Below are 15176 nucleotides of genomic sequence, written 5' to 3' on the forward strand. Positions count from 1 at the left end.
GATGCACTTCTTAGACCAGGCAAAGATCTTCGTGAGGTCCGGCGCAGGCGGCCCCGGCGCCGTCAGCTTCCGCCGCGAGAAATATATCGAATACGGCGGCCCCAATGGCGGCAACGGCGGCAAGGGCGGCGATATCGTCTTCGAAGCCGTCGCCGGGCTGAACACGCTGATCGACTTCCGCTACACCCAGCATTTCCGCGCGCCCCGCGGCCACGGCGGGTCGGGACAGAACCGCACCGGCGCGGGCGGCGACGACCTGATCATCAAGGTGCCGCTCGGCACCCAGGTGCTGAGCGAAGACCGCGAGGAGGTGCTGCTCGACTTCACGCAAGTCGGCCAGCGCGAGCTGTTCCTGCGTGGTGGCGACGGCGGCCGCGGCAACGCCAGCTACAAGACCTCGACCAACCGCACCCCACGCCAGCACGGCGACGGCTGGCCATTCCAGGAAGCATGGGTGTGGTTGCGGCTTAAGCTGCTCGCCGATGCCGGTCTCGTCGGGCTGCCCAACGCGGGCAAGTCGACCTTCATCAACGCGGTGACCAACGCGCAGGCCAAGGTCGGCGAATACGCCTTCACCACCACGCGCCCGCAATTGGGCGTGGTCCGCCACAAGCAACGCGAGTTCGTCGTCGCCGACATCCCCGGCCTGATCGAGGGCGCGGCCGAGGGTGCAGGGATAGGCGACCGCTTCCTAGGCCATATCGAACGCTGCCGGGTGCTGCTCCACCTCGTCGATGCGCAGGACGACGACGTCGCCGAATCGTACCGCATCGTCCGCGACGAGCTGGAGAATTACGGCGCGGGGCTGACCGACAAGCCTTTCGTCGTCGCGCTCAACAAGATCGATACGCTGGACGACGAACTGGTCGAGGCGCTGTCCGCCGAATTGGCCGAGATCAGCGGCGCCGACGTCATCCCGCTGTCGGGCGCGGCGGGCACCGGCGTCGACTGGGTGCTGGACAAGTTGATCGAGGCGATCGGGCCGGAGGCAGGCAAGGTCGGCGACGAAGACGAGGGCGAGGAAGCCGTGGAATGGTCGCCGGTGTAACGCTCGGTCGAAGAACGATGCTATGCTACCGCAAGGTCGTTCCGGGAGTCTGCCATGCGCCATGATCCTGCGTACAGAAAGATCACCGCCGACGAATTCTTGGAAATGGACTTCGGCACCGACCGGCGCTTCGAACTCGAGGACGGCGTCATCGTGATGATGGCGGGCGGCACCGAACCGCACGCATGGGTTCAAGGTAATGTGTTCGCCTGGTTGCGGCAGCGCCTGCGCGGGACCGGCTGCCGGCCCTATGGTCCCGACATGGCCGTCCGCGTCAGCGAAACCGACGTGCGCTATCCCGACGTCAGCATCTATTGCGATCAGCCGCCACGCGACGACTTGGCCGACGCCAAGACGCTGACCAACCCGACGGTGATCATCGAGGTCTTGTCCCCAAGTACCGCGACTCTCGACCAAGGCACCAAACTGGAGGAATACAAGCGGCTGCCCAGCGTTCGGACGATCGCGTTCGTCGATCCTGTCAACGACATGTGCCGGACGGTGGAGCGGATGAACAAGGGCTGGTTGGACCAGATGTTCTCAGGCGAGCGCGGGATCGCGATACCGAGCCTTGATCTCGTCATTCCCCACCCAGACATCTTTGCCCGCGATTGAGGCGGGCCGCTTCCGCGGCTAAGCGCCGCTCATGCTCTTTCCCCCCGCCTCCTGCCCGCGCCTGATCGTCAAGGTCGGCTCGGCGCTGCTCGTCGACGTCGGCGGTGCGGTCCGGCGGGACTGGCTCGCGGGGCTCGTCGCCGACATCGCGGAACGCGTTCGCGCCGGGCAGCAGGTGGCGGTCGTTTCCTCCGGCGCGATTGCGCTGGGGGCGCGGCGGCTCGGGCTCGCCAGGGGCGGACGCGCCAGCCTGGAGGACGCGCAGGCCGCCGCCGCCACCGGCCAGATCGCTTTGTGCCAGGTCTGGGCCGAACTGCTCGGCGCGCAGGGGCTGACCGCGGCGCAGATGCTGGTGACGCTCGACGACCTTGAGGACCGCCGCCGCTACCTCAACGCCGCCGCCACGCTGTCGCGACTGCTGGCGCTCGGCGTGGTGCCGGTCATCAACGAGAACGACAGCGTCGCGACCGCTGAAATCCGGTTCGGCGACAACGACCGGCTCGCAGCGCGGGTCGCGCAGGCGGCGGGGGCAAGCGCGGTGGTGCTGCTATCCGACGTCGACGGGCTTTATGATGCCAACCCGCACATCGCCTCCGGCGCACAGCACATTCCGCGCGTCGAGCGGATCGACGCGGTTGCTGGCATGGCGGACGCGGGCTCTGCTTCGGGGATGGGCTCGGGGGGCATGGTCTCCAAGATCGCCGCCGCGCGTATCGCCACCGCGGCGGGCGCGCACTTGGCGATCGCCAGCGGCCGGGTCGAGCGGCCGCTCTCGGGCGAGCATCGCCACACATTGTTCGTCGCGGAGAAGACGGCAAGCGCGCGCAAGGCGTGGCTCGCCGGCGGGCTGACCGCGCGGGGGTGCATCCACGTCGATGCGGGCGCAGCATCGGCGCTGGCCGCCGGCGCGAGTCTGCTCGCGGCTGGGGCGGTTCGCCTGGAGGGGGCTTTCGCTCGCGGCGATCTCGTCACGGTGGAGGGACCGGGCGGCACGCTCGCGCGCGGGCTCAGCGAATATGACGCAGCCGACGCGGCAAGGCTGCTCGGCCGCCGCTCGGACGAGCATGCCGCCATCCTCGGCTACGCGCCGCGCGCCGCGCTCGTGCACCGCAACCACCTGGCATTGCTGTGATCCTTGCGGTCACCGGCGGGACGGGCTTCGTCGGCGCGCGCCTGATCGATCGGGCGGTCGCCGCGGGACACAGTGTCCGCGCCCTCACCCGCCGCCCGCAACCGCCGCGCACGGGCGTGACCTGGATCGAGGGGACGCTCGCCGACCCCGGCGTGCTCGCCTCCGGCGCCGACGCGACCGTTCATGTCGCCGGCGTGGTCAACACCGACCGAGCCGGGTTCATCGCGGGGAATGTCGAGGGCACGCGCGCCGTCCTGACCGCCGCCAAGGCCGCTGGCGTGCACCGCTTCGTCCACGTCTCCTCGCTGTCGGCGCGCGAGCCGCAGCTGTCAAACTACGGCTGGTCGAAGCGCAAAGGCGAGCGGCTCGTCGAGGCGAGCGCGCTCGACTGGACGATCGTGCGACCCACCGGCGTCTATGGCCCCGGCGACACCGAGCTGCGCGACATGTTCCGGATGGCACGATACGGCCTGGCGCTGCTTCCGCCGCGCGGCCGAGTGTCGCTGATCGAAGTCGACGATCTCGCCGCGCTGCTGCTCGCCTTGGCCGAACGCGGCGGCGCCCGCGCGATCTACGAGGCTGACGATGGCGCGAGCCTCACCCATGCCGAACTCGCCCAGGCGATCGGCGCGGCGGTCGGCCGCAGAGTGCTGTCCCTCCACCTGCCCCGCGCGCTTCTGTCGCTCGCCGCCGCGCTCGACACGCGGTTCCGCGGAACGGATGCGAAGCTCACCCCCGACCGCGTCGGCTATCTGTGCCATCCTGACTGGACCGCCGACCCCGCGCTGCGCCCGCCCGCGGACCTGTGGCAGGCCCGTACGCCGCTCGCCAATGGCCTCGCCGCGACCGCATCATGGTATCGCGCCCACGGCTTGCTATAAAGCCGCCGCATTCGTGGTCCAGGGAGCGTGCATGACCGATCGCCAAGCCATCTTCGACACCATCGCCGCCCAGGTCGAACCCTTCAACAAGAAGGGCGTGGCGCTGAGCGATGCGACGACCTTTCAGGGCGATCTGGAGTGGGACAGCCTGACTGTCATGGACTTCGTCGCTGCGATCGAGGACGAGTTCGAGATCATCATCACCATGAACATGCAGGCCGAGATCGAGACCGTCGGCCAGCTGGTCGACGCCGTGGCGAAGCTGACGGCATGAGCGCTGTCCTACAGACTGCCGCTTGTGCCATGCTCGGCGGATGATCGATCCGCGCAGCCTCACTCAGTCTCGTCACCGCGGTGACGAAGGTAGAAGGCAGTTCATCAAGCGCATTCCACATGACAACCAGTGTCAACGTCCTGCCTCGATCGGCCGCGTTGTCGCTTGGTTCGCACGCGACAACCAGTGTCAACGTCCTGCCCCGATCGAACGCGTTGACACTGCGTTCGTACGTGACAACCCGTGTCAACGTCTTGCCGCCAAGCCGTTGACATCGCGCCGCAATCAGATGGACCTCCACCGATGACCGAAACCGGCTTCCAGTCCGAAACGCTCGACCTCGATCCGCCCGCGATCGCCCCCGAACGCGACCTGATGAGCAAGTTCGACGCGCTGATCGCCGAGCGTCAGGCGCTGATCGACACCGGCGTCACCGATCCCTTCGCGATCGTGATGGACGAGGTACGCAGCCCGACGCAGGCGGTGATCAAGGGGCGTGAGACGATCCTGCTCGGCACCTACAATTACATGGGCATGACCTTCGACCCCGACGTGATCGCTGCCGGCAAGACCGCGCTCGATCGGTTCGGGTCGGGCACCAACGGCAGCCGGATGCTGAACGGCACCTTCCACGACCATATCGAGGTCGAACAAGCGCTGCGCGATTTCTACGACGTCTCCGGCGCGATCGTCTTTTCGACCGGCTACATGGCCAATCTCGGGATGATCTCGACGCTGGCGGGCAAGGGCGAATACGTCATCCTCGACGCCGACAGCCACGCCTCGATCTACGACGGCTGCGCACAAGGCAATGCCGAGATCGTCCGCTTCCGCCACAACAGCGTCGAGGACCTCGACAAGCGGCTGGGGCGACTGCCCAAGGAGCCCGCCAAGCTGGTAGTGCTGGAGGGCGTCTATTCGATGCTCGGCGACGTCGCGCCCTTGAAGGAGATGGTCGCGGTCGCGAAGAAGCACGGCGCCATGGTGCTGAGCGACGAGGCGCATTCGATGGGCTTCTTCGGCCCCAACGGCCGCGGCGTCTACGAGGAGCAGGGCTTGGGCGACGATGTCGATTTCGTCGTCGGCACCTTCTCCAAATCGGTCGGCACCGTCGGCGGCTTCTGCGTGTCGAACCATCCGAAGTTCGAAGCGATCCGCCTCGCCTGCCGCGCGTACATCTTCACCGCCAGCCTGCCGCCGTCGGTCGTCGCCACCGCCGCCGCGTCGATCCGCAAGCTGATGACCGCCACCGCCAAGCGCGAGGCGTTGTGGCGCAACGCACGGGCGCTGCACGGCGGGCTGACGCGACAAGGCTTCAAGCTCGGCACCGCGACGCCTGAAAGCGCGATCGTCGCGGTGATCCTGGAGGACCAGACCCAGGCGGTCGCGATGTGGCAGGCGCTGCTCGAAGGCGGGCTCTACGTCAACATGGCGCGCCCGCCCGCCACCCCTGCCGGCACCTACCTGCTGCGCTGCTCGCTATGCGCCGAGCACACGCCCGAGCAGATCGAAACCGTGCTCGGCATGTTCGAGGCCGCCGGGCGCGCGACGGGCGTTCTCGGCTGAGCCGCGCCCGCCTTTTCGCGCAGACCGGATTGCGATAGGGACACGGTCGTGGAGTGGGATACCGACCCCGCCGTGCCCGATCGTCCCGCGATCTGGCGCACAGCCTCCTTCGTCGCGATGGCGATGTTGGGAGCGGCGACTCTTGTCGCGTTGATCGTCATCCTCGGCGGCGCCAATCGCCAGCGCGATCAGGCGCTGGAGCTCCAGTCACGCAGCTACGACGTCATGATTCTGGCGCGGTCGCTGTCGGCGACGATCGCGCGGTCCGAGGCCTCGCTCGGCCGCTACGTCATCTCGGGCGACCGCCAGGTGGGGCAGCTCTATTCGGAGGACTGGAGTCTCGCGGGCAACCAGATCGACCGGCTCGACCGGATCACCGAAAATCGCGAGCAGCAGCATCGGATCGACGCCCTGCGCGCCGCCTATCTGGAGCGCGGGCGCGACCTGTCGCAGACCGCGCTCAGCACCGCCTATCACAAGAACCGCCAAGCCTATGCGCTCTACAACCAGGCGGGCAAGGCGCCGGCGCTGGCCGAGATCAACCGGTTGCTGGACGCGATCATCGCGCGCGAACGCATATTGCTGGGTGGGCGCACCCAGGCGGTGATGGGCACCGTCGACCGGTCGAGCCGGATCGCGGGCGTGCTGTCGGTGTTCGGAACGCTGCTGGTGCTCGGCGCGATCGTGCTCGGCTGGCTGACGCTCAGCGCCGACACCGAGCGCAAGGTGGCCGAAGCCGAAGCCGATGCCGCCCGCCAGCGCGCCGCCGAACTCGCCGCTGCGGTGACGGCGGCGACCGATGAGTTGCGCGCGCAGGAAGCCAAGCTGCGACAAGTGCAGAAGATGGAGGCGGTCGGCCAGCTGACCGGCGGCATCGCGCACGATTTCAACAATATGCTGGCGGTCGTTCTCGGCGGCCTGGAACTCGCGCGGCGTTCGCTCGATGGCGACGGCGCCGCGGTGGCGCGCCATATCGACAGCGCCGCCGAGGGCGCCAACCGCGCCGCCGCGCTCACCCGGCGGCTGCTCGCTTTCTCGCGCGAGGATTCGCTGAAGGCCGAGAGCATGGTCGCGGGCGAGCTGATCGGCGGCATGTCGGACCTGCTCGACAGGACGCTGGGTGACGCCATCACCCTGGTCGCCAACGACGGCTCGGCAGGCTGGCGCATCCGCGTCGATCGGGTGCAAATCGAGAATGCGATCCTGAACCTGGCGGTCAACGCCCGCGACGCCATGAACGGGCGCGGGACCCTGACCATCGCGACCGGCCGCGCGACGCTGAGCGAGGGCGAAGTGGGCGAATGCGGCGCGGGCGACCACGTCACGATGTCGGTGACCGACACCGGCACCGGCATGGAGCCGGCGGTGGTCGAGCGGGTGTTCGAACCCTTCTTCACTACCAAGCCGGTCGGCAAGGGTACGGGACTTGGGCTGAGCCAGATCTTCGCGCTCGTCCGCCAGCTCGGCGGCGGCATCGCGATCGACACCGAGGTGGGCAGCGGCACGACGGTGACGCTGTACCTGCCCCGCGACACCGCGACGCCGATCGCGCTGGCGCCCGAGCCCACTGCCGCGGTGGCGATCGAAAGCGCGACGCTGGACATCCTGGTCGTCGAGGACGATCCGCGGGTGCTGGCCGCGACGATGGGGGCGCTCGACGAACTGGGGCACCGGGCGGTGTCGTGCGACGACCCGCTGGCGGCACCCGGCATGCTGGAACGTCATGCCGACATCGACTTGGTCATTTCAGACGTGCTGATGCCGCGCCAGACCGGACCCGAGATGATTGCGGAGCTGACCGCGCGCTTTCCGCATCTCGCCGTGCTGTTCGTCACGGGGTTCGCGGGAGAGGCCAAGCCGCAGGCGTTCGGCGACCATGTCCTGCTCCGCAAGCCGTTCACGCTCGCCGGGCTCGAACGCGCGATCGACGCAGCAATGGCGCGGCGGCAGCGCTTGGCGCCGGATACCATTGCTGCGGAATAGTCTTTGCCGATTAAGGCTGACGGAACCCTGACCCCGGCCTATACCCGCCGCTCCAACGTCCGAAGGCCCAAGCGCGTCCGAGCATGAAGTCCATCGACCGCTACATGGCCCGGCTGATCGCGGTGCCGCTGTTTTCGACGCTCGTCATCGCAGCGATGCTGCTGGTGCTCGATCGGATGCTGCGACTGTTCGATTTCGTCGCAACGGCCGGCGGACCGATCAGCGTCGTCTGGCGGATGCTCGCCAATCTGCTGCCCGAATATCTCGGGCTCGGCATTCCGATCGGCCTGATGCTGGGCGTCCTGCTCGCCTTTCGGAAGCTGGCGACCACGTCGGAGCTCGACGTCATGCGCGGCGTCGGCATGAGCTATTCGCGGCTGTTGCGCGTGCCGTACCTCTACGCGATCGTCCTTGCACTCGTGAACCTGGCGATCGTCGGCTATGTCCAGCCACGATCGCGCTATGCCTATGAGCAGCTCCGCTACGAACTGCGTACCGGGGCGCTGGGCGCGTCGATCAAGATCGGCGAGTTCACCCATCTGGGCGACCGGATGACGTTGCGCATCGAACGCAGCCGGGAGAGCGGGCGCGACCTGTCGGGCATCTTCGTCAACGTGCGCACCCCGAAGGGCGACTGGCTGGCGGTTACCGCCGAACGCGGCCGGTTTTTGGGTACTGACGACAAGAACGTCATCATCTTTCGCCTGACCAACGGCACGCTGATCCATAACCGGCCGGAGTTCAAGGCGCCGCGCGTGCTGACGTTCAGCAGCCACGACCTGCCGATCGACCTGCCGAAATTCGAGAATTTCCGACAACGCGGTGACGACACCAACGAATCGACGCTGATCGAACTCGCGCGCAGCGGCCATCGCGCGTCGACCCAAGAGGCGCGCGAGTCGAACCGCGCCGAGTTCCATTTCCGCCTCACCGAGGTCGCCTCGATGTTCTTCCTGCCGCTGCTCGCCTTGGCGCTCGGCGTGCCGCCCAAACGCTCGACCTCCGGGCTCGGGGTGGTCGTCGCGATCGTCATGATCGTCACCTACTTCAAGGTGAGCCAATATGCGCAAGGGATCGGCGAAGCCGGCAAGATCGATCCGCTGATCGCCTTGTGGGTGCCGCTCGGCATCTTCGCGGCGCTGTCCAGCTGGATGTATTACGTCATTGCCTATGTCCCCGGCGGGCAACCGATCGGGGCGTTGGAGCAGGGTTTCGCCAAGCTGACGAAGGCGATCGGACGCTGGCTGCCGGGTCGTCGCAAGGCGCTGGCGGCATGACGGTGGCCAATTTCTTCCCGTCGCGCACCGTCGCCATCTACATGGCGCGGCTGTTCTTGACGCGGACCTTCTCGATCGTCGCCGGGCTGGTGCTGGTGCTGCTGACGCTCAACCTGCTGAGCGAATCGAGCAAAATCCTGGCCTTTCCCGGCAACGGGCAGGACCAGATCTGGCGCTACGTGTCGTTGCGCGGGCCCGAGCTCATCGCCTTTGCAATACCCTATTCGGTGCTGCTCGGGACGATCCTGACGCTGATCACGATGAATCAGAACAGCGAAGTGATCGCGCTGAAGGCGTCCGGGCTCTCCGCACACCAGGTGCTGGCGCCACTGCTGATCGCCAGCCTGGGGGTGGCGATCCTGTCGTTCGCGTTCAACGACCGTATCGTCACGCGTGCGACCGCGACGCTGCAGCAATGGAGCAACGTCGATTACGGGCCGCTGCCGATCGACCGCGGCGACCGATCCAATGTCTGGGTGCGCGACGGCGACGATCTGATCCAGGTCGATCAGATCAGGGGCCGGGGCGATGCCGCCAGGCTGGGCGGCGTGACGGTGTACGACCGCACGGGCGGCAACCTCGTGGCCATCATCCGGTCGACCGCGGGCGTTCGGCGCGGTGACGCCTGGCGGATCGCCGATGCGCAACGCTTCGACGTGGCGAGCGGCCGGCTGACGGCGCTCGGCGCGATCGACATCGCACGCGGTGTCCGGCCCGACCAGTTCACGCTGGCGACCGTCGATGCCGACGGATTGCCGTTCAAATCGCTGAAGGCCGCGATCGACGATCTGTCCGAATCGGGGCGCCCGACCAAGGCACTGGAAGGCGCGTTATGGCACAAGCTCTCGGGACCGCTGTCGTCGGTGCTGATGCCGCTGCTCGGCGCGGTGGCGGCGTTCGGGCTGGCGCGATCGGGGCAGCTGTTCGTCCGCGCAGTCATCGGCATGGCGCTGGGATTTGCCTATTTCGTCGCCGACAATTTCGCATTGGCGATGGGCAATCTGGGCGCCTACCCGCCGTTTTTGGCCGCTTGGGCACCGTTCCTGCTGTTTCTGCTGATCGGCGAAGCAGTGCTGATCCGCACCGAGGAATGACGGAAGGTGAGGCTAAGGTGAGGCCAAAGACGCCTTTTGCGTGGTCGTGTTCCCCGACGAGCGACTCCAGCGATGTCAAAGACCGGCGAGGATGCTTGCAGGATCGGGCGTTGTAGGAAAGCCCTTTTTAGCGCGCGATCCGCATCGTGCTGCGCGCGATGCGTCCGACCAGCCCCGGCAAGCCGGCATAGCTCGCCTTGTGGTAGGGCGAATCGTGATCGAGCGCCGCGGTAATGCGACGGTGCGCTTCGCCTAAAGCGTGATACGGCAGGCTGGGCAGCAGGTGATGGAGCGCGTGGTAGCGCAGGCCGACCGGCGCCCAGAGCGCGGGCAGCAGCGTCGGCGGCGGCACGTTGACCGAATCGAGATATTGCGCGGTAACGGTCATCGCCTCGCCCTCATTCTCCCATAAATGCGCGACAAGGGTGCGCACCTGGTTGGTCACCGCAACCGCCGATGCGATTGCCAGAGCAACTACGAAGCCGTGGAACGGGACGACGCCGGTCGCAACCAGCGCCACGATCGTGATCGCCCAGAGGCTGGCCGCGACCTCGATACGGTTCCACTGCGCGCGCGCCTCGCCCTCGGGCGATCGGCGGCGGAACGAGGGATTGATCGCCAGTGCCGAATAGCGCTCGACGACCGTCCGGCGCAGCGCGGGAACCAGCACCGACAGCGGCGAAAGCACGGCATAGCGGACCAGCAGCGCGACCGGTGCCAGCGCGGAGATCAGGATGAATAGCGGCAGCGTCCACGGCTTCATGAGCGCGAGCGGCAGATATTCGGGATCCTCCGACGTGCCGTAGCGCGTGCGGGCATGGTGGAGGTTGTGGACGCCTTCGTACATGAACGATGGGGTCAGCATCGGCACCCCGACCAGCACGTTCCAGCCCAGCCGAAAGCCGGGCAGCGAACTGTGCTTCACGTGGCTGACTTCATGAATGAAGCTGAGCGCACGGTACAGCGCCAGCATCGCCACCACCCCAGCGGCGATCATACCCGTGGTCGACGCAGTCGTCACCGCCAGCGCGAGGGCGCCATAGCCGAGCGTCGCCGACGCCACGAGATCGGCCCAGTAGATCGCAGGACGCGGCGCCGCGAGATCGCGGGTGAGGTCCGCCGCGGTGCGCAGCATCGCGCGGTCGTCCGCGATCCGGTGCGTCGGCGCACGCGACGCCGTCGTTGAGGCAGCGCGGTGGAAGGAGAGCGTGGTCATGGCTTCGGGCATTGCCGAAAGATAGTGGCGGCAGCGTGGCATTTACAGGTGCCCTTCCGCCACTCCCCCCTCGCCTTCGCGATGGACGCTGGCTACACGCGACAGCGAATTTGGAGGCGAGCTTGGCCCAACTGACCATCCGACCCGTCGAGACGACGCGTGACCGCAAGACCTTCGTCGATCTGCCGTTCCGCCTCTATGCCGACGACCCGAACTGGGTGCCGCCGCTGAAGGGCGAGGCGCTGGGCCTCATCACGCCCGAGAAGAACGGCTGGTTCAGTCATGCCAAGGCGCAGCTTTTCCTGGCGGAAGAGGACGGGCGCGTCGTCGGGCGCATTTCCGCGCACATCGATACGCTGGCGCTGACGATGCCGGCCGAGCAGGGCTTCGGCCCGGGCGTCGGCCAATGGGGGCTGATGGACGCCGAGCGCGAGGACATCTTCCAGGCGCTGCTCGCCCGCGCCGAGGAATGGTTGCGCGCCCAAGGCATGACGCGCGCGCTGGGGCCGGTCAGCATGTCGATCTGGGAAGAGCCCGGGCTGCTGATCCAGGGGTTCGACCATCCGCCGACGATCATGATGGGGCATGCGAAGCCCGAATACCGCGCTTGGATCGAGGCGGCGGGCTATGCCTGCGTCAAGCGGCTGATGACCTACGACGTCGACATCACCAAGCCGTTTCCGCCGATCGTGCAGCGCATCATCCAGTCGGGCGAGAAGAACCCGCGCATCCGTGTCCGCGAAGTCGACAAGCGCAAGTTCGAGGAGGAGGCCGCGATCATCCTGGGCATCCTGAACGATGCCTGGTCGGACAATTGGGGCTTCGTGCCGCTGACCCCACCCGAGATCGAGGACGTCGGCGTCAAGCTGAAGCCGATCGTCTTCAACGACCTGATCCGCATCGCCGAAGTCGACGGCCGGCCGGTGGCGTTCATGATCACGCTGCCCGATTTGAACGAGGCGATCGCACCGCTGGGCGGCAGTCTGCTGCCGTTCGGCTGGGCCAAGCTGCTGTTGTGGTTGCGCCACCCGAAGGTGAAGACGGTGCGCGTACCGCTGATGGGGGTGGTCAAGGCGATGCAATCGTCGCGGCTGGCCAGCCAGCTCGCCTTCATGATGATCGAGTATATCCGCAAGGCATCGGCCGAGAATTACGGCGCGGTGCGCGGCGAGATCGGCTGGATCCTGGAGGACAACCAGGGAATGGTGTCGATCGCCGAGACGCTGGAGGGCGACATCAACAAGGTCTATCAGGTGTACGCGCGCGACCTGTAATGCGCGGGTGAACGATGCGGATCAGGGGTTGTAGGGCAGCATCGTCTCAGAAGCCGACCGCGCCGCCCGCAAGCATGCGGACGTCGTCGGCATCGCGGTTGAGCCCGGCGCCGACCAGCACGTCGAGCTGGAGCCCGTGGCGCGGCTGCCACGCGAGCGACCCGGCGGCCAGCGCACGGGTCTGGTGGTCGGCGGGATCGCGCTCGCGCTCGACCTGGAGTTCGGCGACTGCGGTGAGCTTTTCGGTGAGGTCGTAGCCGAGGCCGAGTACCTCGTTCAGCGCGAAATGGCGACCGCGACCATCTTGGTCGGGCGCGGCATCGACCTCGTTGGTCAACGCGATGTTGAGCGTGTCGGTCAGATCGTAGGTGACCGGCACGACCAGCGCCGCACCCCAGGTGCCCGCACCCACCGGCGAACGCCCGACCGGCAAGGTCACGCGTGGCTCGATACCGAACGACAACCCCGACCCGTCGGGACTCCGCAAATTCTGCCGGTAGCCGATCACGACATCGCCGACCCGCTCGTCGCCCTCGATCGCGCCGGTTGCCCGATCGCGGGTGCGGACATGGCCGTAGGGCGTCCAGCCGACCTGGAGCTCGGACGTGGGCGATACGCCCACCCGCACGAGGAAATCGCCCGCAAGAACGGTGTCCTCGCGCGCGTCGGCATCCTTGGCCAGCGTCCAGTCGACCGCCGAAACCTCGACCTGGACGTGGCCGGGTTCGGTGACGCAGGCCGATTCGCCCAGGCTGGGGCGCGTCGGGCAGAAGCGCGGTCCCCTGTCCTGCGCCTGAGCGGCGTCCTGCGCATGGGCGCCGACCGGCACGAGCACGGCCGCGGCGATTGCCAGTGCCCATCTCATCGCAGCCGCACCCAGGTCGGGGCGTGATCGCTCGCCCGCTCGCGGCCGCGGTGCGCCTTGTCGACGCCCGCATCCAGCAATCGGTCCGCAACCGCCGGGCTGAGCAGCAGATGGTCGATCCGAAAACCCGCATCGCGCGCCCACGCGCCTGCCTGATAGTCCCAGAACGTCCATATGCCCCCCTTCGGGTGTCGCATCCGCAACGCATCGGTCCACCCTTGCGCGACGAGCCGCCAGTATGCCTCGCGGCTTTCGGGCTGCATCAACGCATCCTCCGCCATCGCGCGCACCGAGAACGTATCGTCGTCGTTGGCGATGACGTTGAAATCGCCCGCGAGCACCGCAGGCACTTCGGCGGCGAGCAGCTCGGCGGCGCGCGCGCGCAGGCGCTCGAACCAGCGCAGCTTGTAGGCGAACTTGGGGCCGGGCTGCGGATTGCCGTTGGGCAGATAGATCGACGCGACGGTCAGCCCATCGACGTCGCATTCGAGATAGCGGCTGTGATCGTCCTCCGCCTCGCCTGCCAGCCCGCGCTGGCGCTCGACTGGCTGGCGCCCACGCGCGAGCACCGCGACGCCGTTGAAGCCTTTTTGCCCGTGCCAGACCGCGCCGTAGCCCGTCGCCTCGATCTCGGCGGCGGGAAAGGTGTCGTCGCTCGACTTCAGCTCCTGGAGGCAGACGATATCGGGCTGTTCCTCGGCGAGATATTCGACGAGGCGCGGCAGCCGGGCCTTGATGCCGTTGACGTTGTAGGTGACGATTTTCACCTAGACCGCAAAGCTCGACCCGCAACCGCAGCCCGAGGCGGCGTTGGGGTTCTCGACCTTGAACGCGGCGCCACCGAGCGATTCGACGTAATCGACCGAGCAGCCGCGGACGAGATCCAGGCTGACGTCGTCGACGACCAGCCGCACGCCGTCGGTCTCGGCGATCGTGTCCGCGGCGTCGGGCGCGTCGGCGAGCCCGAACTTGTACTGGAAGCCGGAGCAGCCGCCACCGTCGACCGACAGCCGCAGGATCGCGGGCTTGTTCTGCTTGGCCGCGATCGCCGCGACGCGCGCCGCAGCGGAGGGGGTCAAAGCGATGTCGTACGCGAGCGTTGCCATATCAGGCAGATAGGCGTGTCGGGCCGACCCGGCAACCGGCGCCGATCAATCCTGCGGCGCGGGGCCGTCGGTCGATACGGGGATTGCGCGCACTGCCTGGTCCTGCGACGCGAGCAGATAGTCGGCGGTGGTCAGGAACGGGATCGGGTTGACCGCGTGGCCGTCGATGCGAACCTCGTAATGGAGGTGCGGGCCGGTCGACCGGCCGGTCGAGCCCATCAGGCCGATGAGCTGGCCCCGAGTCACCCGCGAATTGTCCGACACCAGGATCTGCGAGAGATGGCCGTAACGGGTGGCGATGCCCTTGCCGTGATTGACCTCGATCAGGTTGCCGTAACCGCCCTGGCGACCGGCGTGGCTGATGATGCCGTCGGCGGTGGCGTAGATCGGCGTGCCGACGGGCCCGGGAATATCGACGCCCGCGTGCATCGCCGCGGTGCCGCGGAACGGGTCGCTGCGGATGCCGAAATTGCTGGTGAAGCTGAGTTTACGGACCGGCTGGACCGAGGGGATGGCGATCGCGCCGATGCCGCTCTGCGGCGTGTCGAGGCGCTTCCACGTCTGGAACAGCGTTCGGAACTGCTGGTCGGAGCGGAGCTCTGCGGTGGCGGCTTCGGCCGATGCGGCGATGAACGGGCCGCCCGACGATGCCGGGGCGCTGGAGGCTCCGTCGGCTGCCTGCGCGACCCCGGACGCGGCGAGCCCCGCCAGTGCCAGCGCCACGACCGCGGCGCGAACCCCCGACACTGCCGATACGGTGAATTTGGTCACGCGAACCCCGATGCGATGCGCTTCGCGACCGCTTGCCGCGAAGCTGTTGACTGATCGACCGGGTTGCAGCCCCA

The 15176-nt window shown here is 67.6% G+C and carries 15 protein-coding genes; 10 read left to right on the forward strand and 5 right to left on the reverse strand.

What is annotated here, in order from left to right; all coding sequences use genetic code 11:
* Nucleotide 1 precedes the first annotated feature (1 nt).
* From obgE to lptG, 9 genes are all read left to right on the forward strand, one after another.
* Complete coding sequence (gene obgE / locus ACE5C1_RS06730) at nucleotides 2-1048, forward strand: GTPase ObgE (RefSeq protein WP_374943286.1); 1047 nt, start codon at nucleotides 2-4, stop codon at nucleotides 1046-1048.
* A 54-nt stretch (nucleotides 1049-1102) separates the two neighbouring features.
* A complete protein-coding gene (locus tag ACE5C1_RS06735) occupies nucleotides 1103-1663 on the forward strand; it encodes a Uma2 family endonuclease (RefSeq protein ID WP_374943287.1) in 561 nt (186 codons plus the stop codon).
* Between the two features lie 31 nt (nucleotides 1664-1694).
* Entirely contained in the window at nucleotides 1695-2795 is a 1101-nt protein-coding gene (gene proB, locus ACE5C1_RS06740; RefSeq protein WP_374943288.1) for a glutamate 5-kinase, read from the forward strand.
* A complete protein-coding gene (locus tag ACE5C1_RS06745) occupies nucleotides 2792-3676 on the forward strand; it encodes an NAD-dependent epimerase/dehydratase family protein (RefSeq protein ID WP_374943289.1) in 885 nt (294 codons plus the stop codon). Before proB ends, ACE5C1_RS06745 begins: the two co-directional genes overlap by 4 nt.
* A 31-nt stretch (nucleotides 3677-3707) precedes the next feature.
* Entirely contained in the window at nucleotides 3708-3950 is a 243-nt protein-coding gene (locus tag ACE5C1_RS06750; protein ID WP_374943290.1) for an acyl carrier protein, read from the forward strand.
* Nucleotides 3951-4253: 303 nt separating this feature from the next.
* Nucleotides 4254-5516, forward strand: coding sequence for an aminotransferase class I/II-fold pyridoxal phosphate-dependent enzyme (locus tag ACE5C1_RS06755; RefSeq protein WP_374943291.1), 1263 nt, complete (start codon nucleotides 4254-4256; stop codon nucleotides 5514-5516).
* Between the two features lie 117 nt (nucleotides 5517-5633).
* Nucleotides 5634-7499 (forward strand): ATP-binding protein, encoded by a 1866-nt coding sequence (locus tag ACE5C1_RS06760; RefSeq protein WP_374943356.1) that lies wholly within the window; start codon nucleotides 5634-5636, stop codon nucleotides 7497-7499.
* 83 nt (nucleotides 7500-7582) lie between these two features.
* Nucleotides 7583-8776: an LPS export ABC transporter permease LptF gene (gene lptF, locus ACE5C1_RS06765; RefSeq protein WP_374943292.1), complete on the forward strand. Its 1194-nt coding sequence runs from the start codon at nucleotides 7583-7585 to the stop codon at nucleotides 8774-8776.
* Nucleotides 8773-9870 carry an LPS export ABC transporter permease LptG gene (lptG, locus tag ACE5C1_RS06770; protein ID WP_374943293.1) on the forward strand — a complete coding sequence of 366 codons (1098 nt, stop codon included), beginning with the start codon at nucleotides 8773-8775 and terminating at the stop codon, nucleotides 9868-9870. The genes lptF and lptG overlap by 4 nt, the downstream gene beginning before the upstream one ends.
* Nucleotides 9871-9997: 127 nt before the next feature.
* Here lptG and ACE5C1_RS06775 read toward each other — a convergent pair whose 3' ends face one another.
* Nucleotides 9998-11098, reverse strand: coding sequence for a fatty acid desaturase family protein (locus ACE5C1_RS06775; RefSeq protein WP_374943294.1), 1101 nt, complete (start codon nucleotides 11096-11098; stop codon nucleotides 9998-10000).
* 110 nt (nucleotides 11099-11208) lie between these two features.
* Between ACE5C1_RS06775 and ACE5C1_RS06780 the strand changes: the two genes are divergently transcribed.
* Nucleotides 11209-12360: an N-acetyltransferase gene (locus ACE5C1_RS06780; protein ID WP_374943295.1), complete on the forward strand. Its 1152-nt coding sequence runs from the start codon at nucleotides 11209-11211 to the stop codon at nucleotides 12358-12360.
* A 46-nt stretch (nucleotides 12361-12406) separates the two neighbouring features.
* On the opposite strand, the gene ACE5C1_RS06785 is transcribed toward ACE5C1_RS06780, so the two are convergent.
* Genes ACE5C1_RS06785 through ACE5C1_RS06800 form a run of 4 tightly spaced genes read right to left on the reverse strand, consistent with a single transcriptional unit; the run spans nucleotide 12407 to nucleotide 15102 of the window.
* Nucleotides 12407-13225: a transporter gene (locus ACE5C1_RS06785; RefSeq protein WP_374943296.1), complete on the reverse strand. Its 819-nt coding sequence runs from the start codon at nucleotides 13223-13225 to the stop codon at nucleotides 12407-12409.
* Entirely contained in the window at nucleotides 13222-13992 is a 771-nt protein-coding gene (gene xth, locus ACE5C1_RS06790; protein WP_374943297.1) for an exodeoxyribonuclease III, read from the reverse strand. Before xth ends, ACE5C1_RS06785 begins: the two co-directional genes overlap by 4 nt.
* Nucleotides 13993-14331, reverse strand: a complete 339-nt coding sequence (locus ACE5C1_RS06795; RefSeq protein ID WP_374943298.1) for a HesB/IscA family protein — start codon at nucleotides 14329-14331, stop codon at nucleotides 13993-13995. It lies immediately after the preceding gene.
* Nucleotides 14332-14376: 45 nt separating this feature from the next.
* Nucleotides 14377-15102 (reverse strand): M23 family metallopeptidase, encoded by a 726-nt coding sequence (locus ACE5C1_RS06800; RefSeq protein ID WP_374943299.1) that lies wholly within the window; start codon nucleotides 15100-15102, stop codon nucleotides 14377-14379.
* Between the last annotated feature and the right edge of the window lie 74 nt (nucleotides 15103-15176).

It is taken from the genome of Sphingomonas sp., assembly GCF_964263785.1.
Classification (GTDB): domain Bacteria; phylum Pseudomonadota; class Alphaproteobacteria; order Sphingomonadales; family Sphingomonadaceae; genus Sphingomonas.

What these genes read in the sequence shown, in the direction of transcription:
- obgE (WP_374943286.1), top strand. Translation starts at nt 2, where the DNA reads ATGCACTTCTTAGACCAGGCAAAGATCTTCGTGAGGTCCGGCGCAGGC.
- ACE5C1_RS06735 (WP_374943287.1), top strand. Translation starts at nt 1,103, where the DNA reads ATGCGCCATGATCCTGCGTACAGAAAGATCACCGCCGACGAATTCTTG.
- proB (WP_374943288.1), top strand. Translation starts at nt 1,695, where the DNA reads ATGCTCTTTCCCCCCGCCTCCTGCCCGCGCCTGATCGTCAAGGTCGGC.
- ACE5C1_RS06750 (WP_374943290.1), top strand. Translation starts at nt 3,708, where the DNA reads ATGACCGATCGCCAAGCCATCTTCGACACCATCGCCGCCCAGGTCGAA.
- ACE5C1_RS06755 (WP_374943291.1), top strand. Translation starts at nt 4,254, where the DNA reads ATGACCGAAACCGGCTTCCAGTCCGAAACGCTCGACCTCGATCCGCCC.
- ACE5C1_RS06760 (WP_374943356.1), top strand. Translation starts at nt 5,634, where the DNA reads ATGGCGATGTTGGGAGCGGCGACTCTTGTCGCGTTGATCGTCATCCTC.
- lptF (WP_374943292.1), top strand. Translation starts at nt 7,583, where the DNA reads ATGAAGTCCATCGACCGCTACATGGCCCGGCTGATCGCGGTGCCGCTG.
- lptG (WP_374943293.1), top strand. Translation starts at nt 8,773, where the DNA reads ATGACGGTGGCCAATTTCTTCCCGTCGCGCACCGTCGCCATCTACATG.
- ACE5C1_RS06775 (WP_374943294.1), bottom strand. Translation starts at nt 11,098, where the DNA reads ATGCCCGAAGCCATGACCACGCTCTCCTTCCACCGCGCTGCCTCAACG.
- ACE5C1_RS06785 (WP_374943296.1), bottom strand. Translation starts at nt 13,225, where the DNA reads ATGAGATGGGCACTGGCAATCGCCGCGGCCGTGCTCGTGCCGGTCGGC.
- ACE5C1_RS06795 (WP_374943298.1), bottom strand. Translation starts at nt 14,331, where the DNA reads ATGGCAACGCTCGCGTACGACATCGCTTTGACCCCCTCCGCTGCGGCG.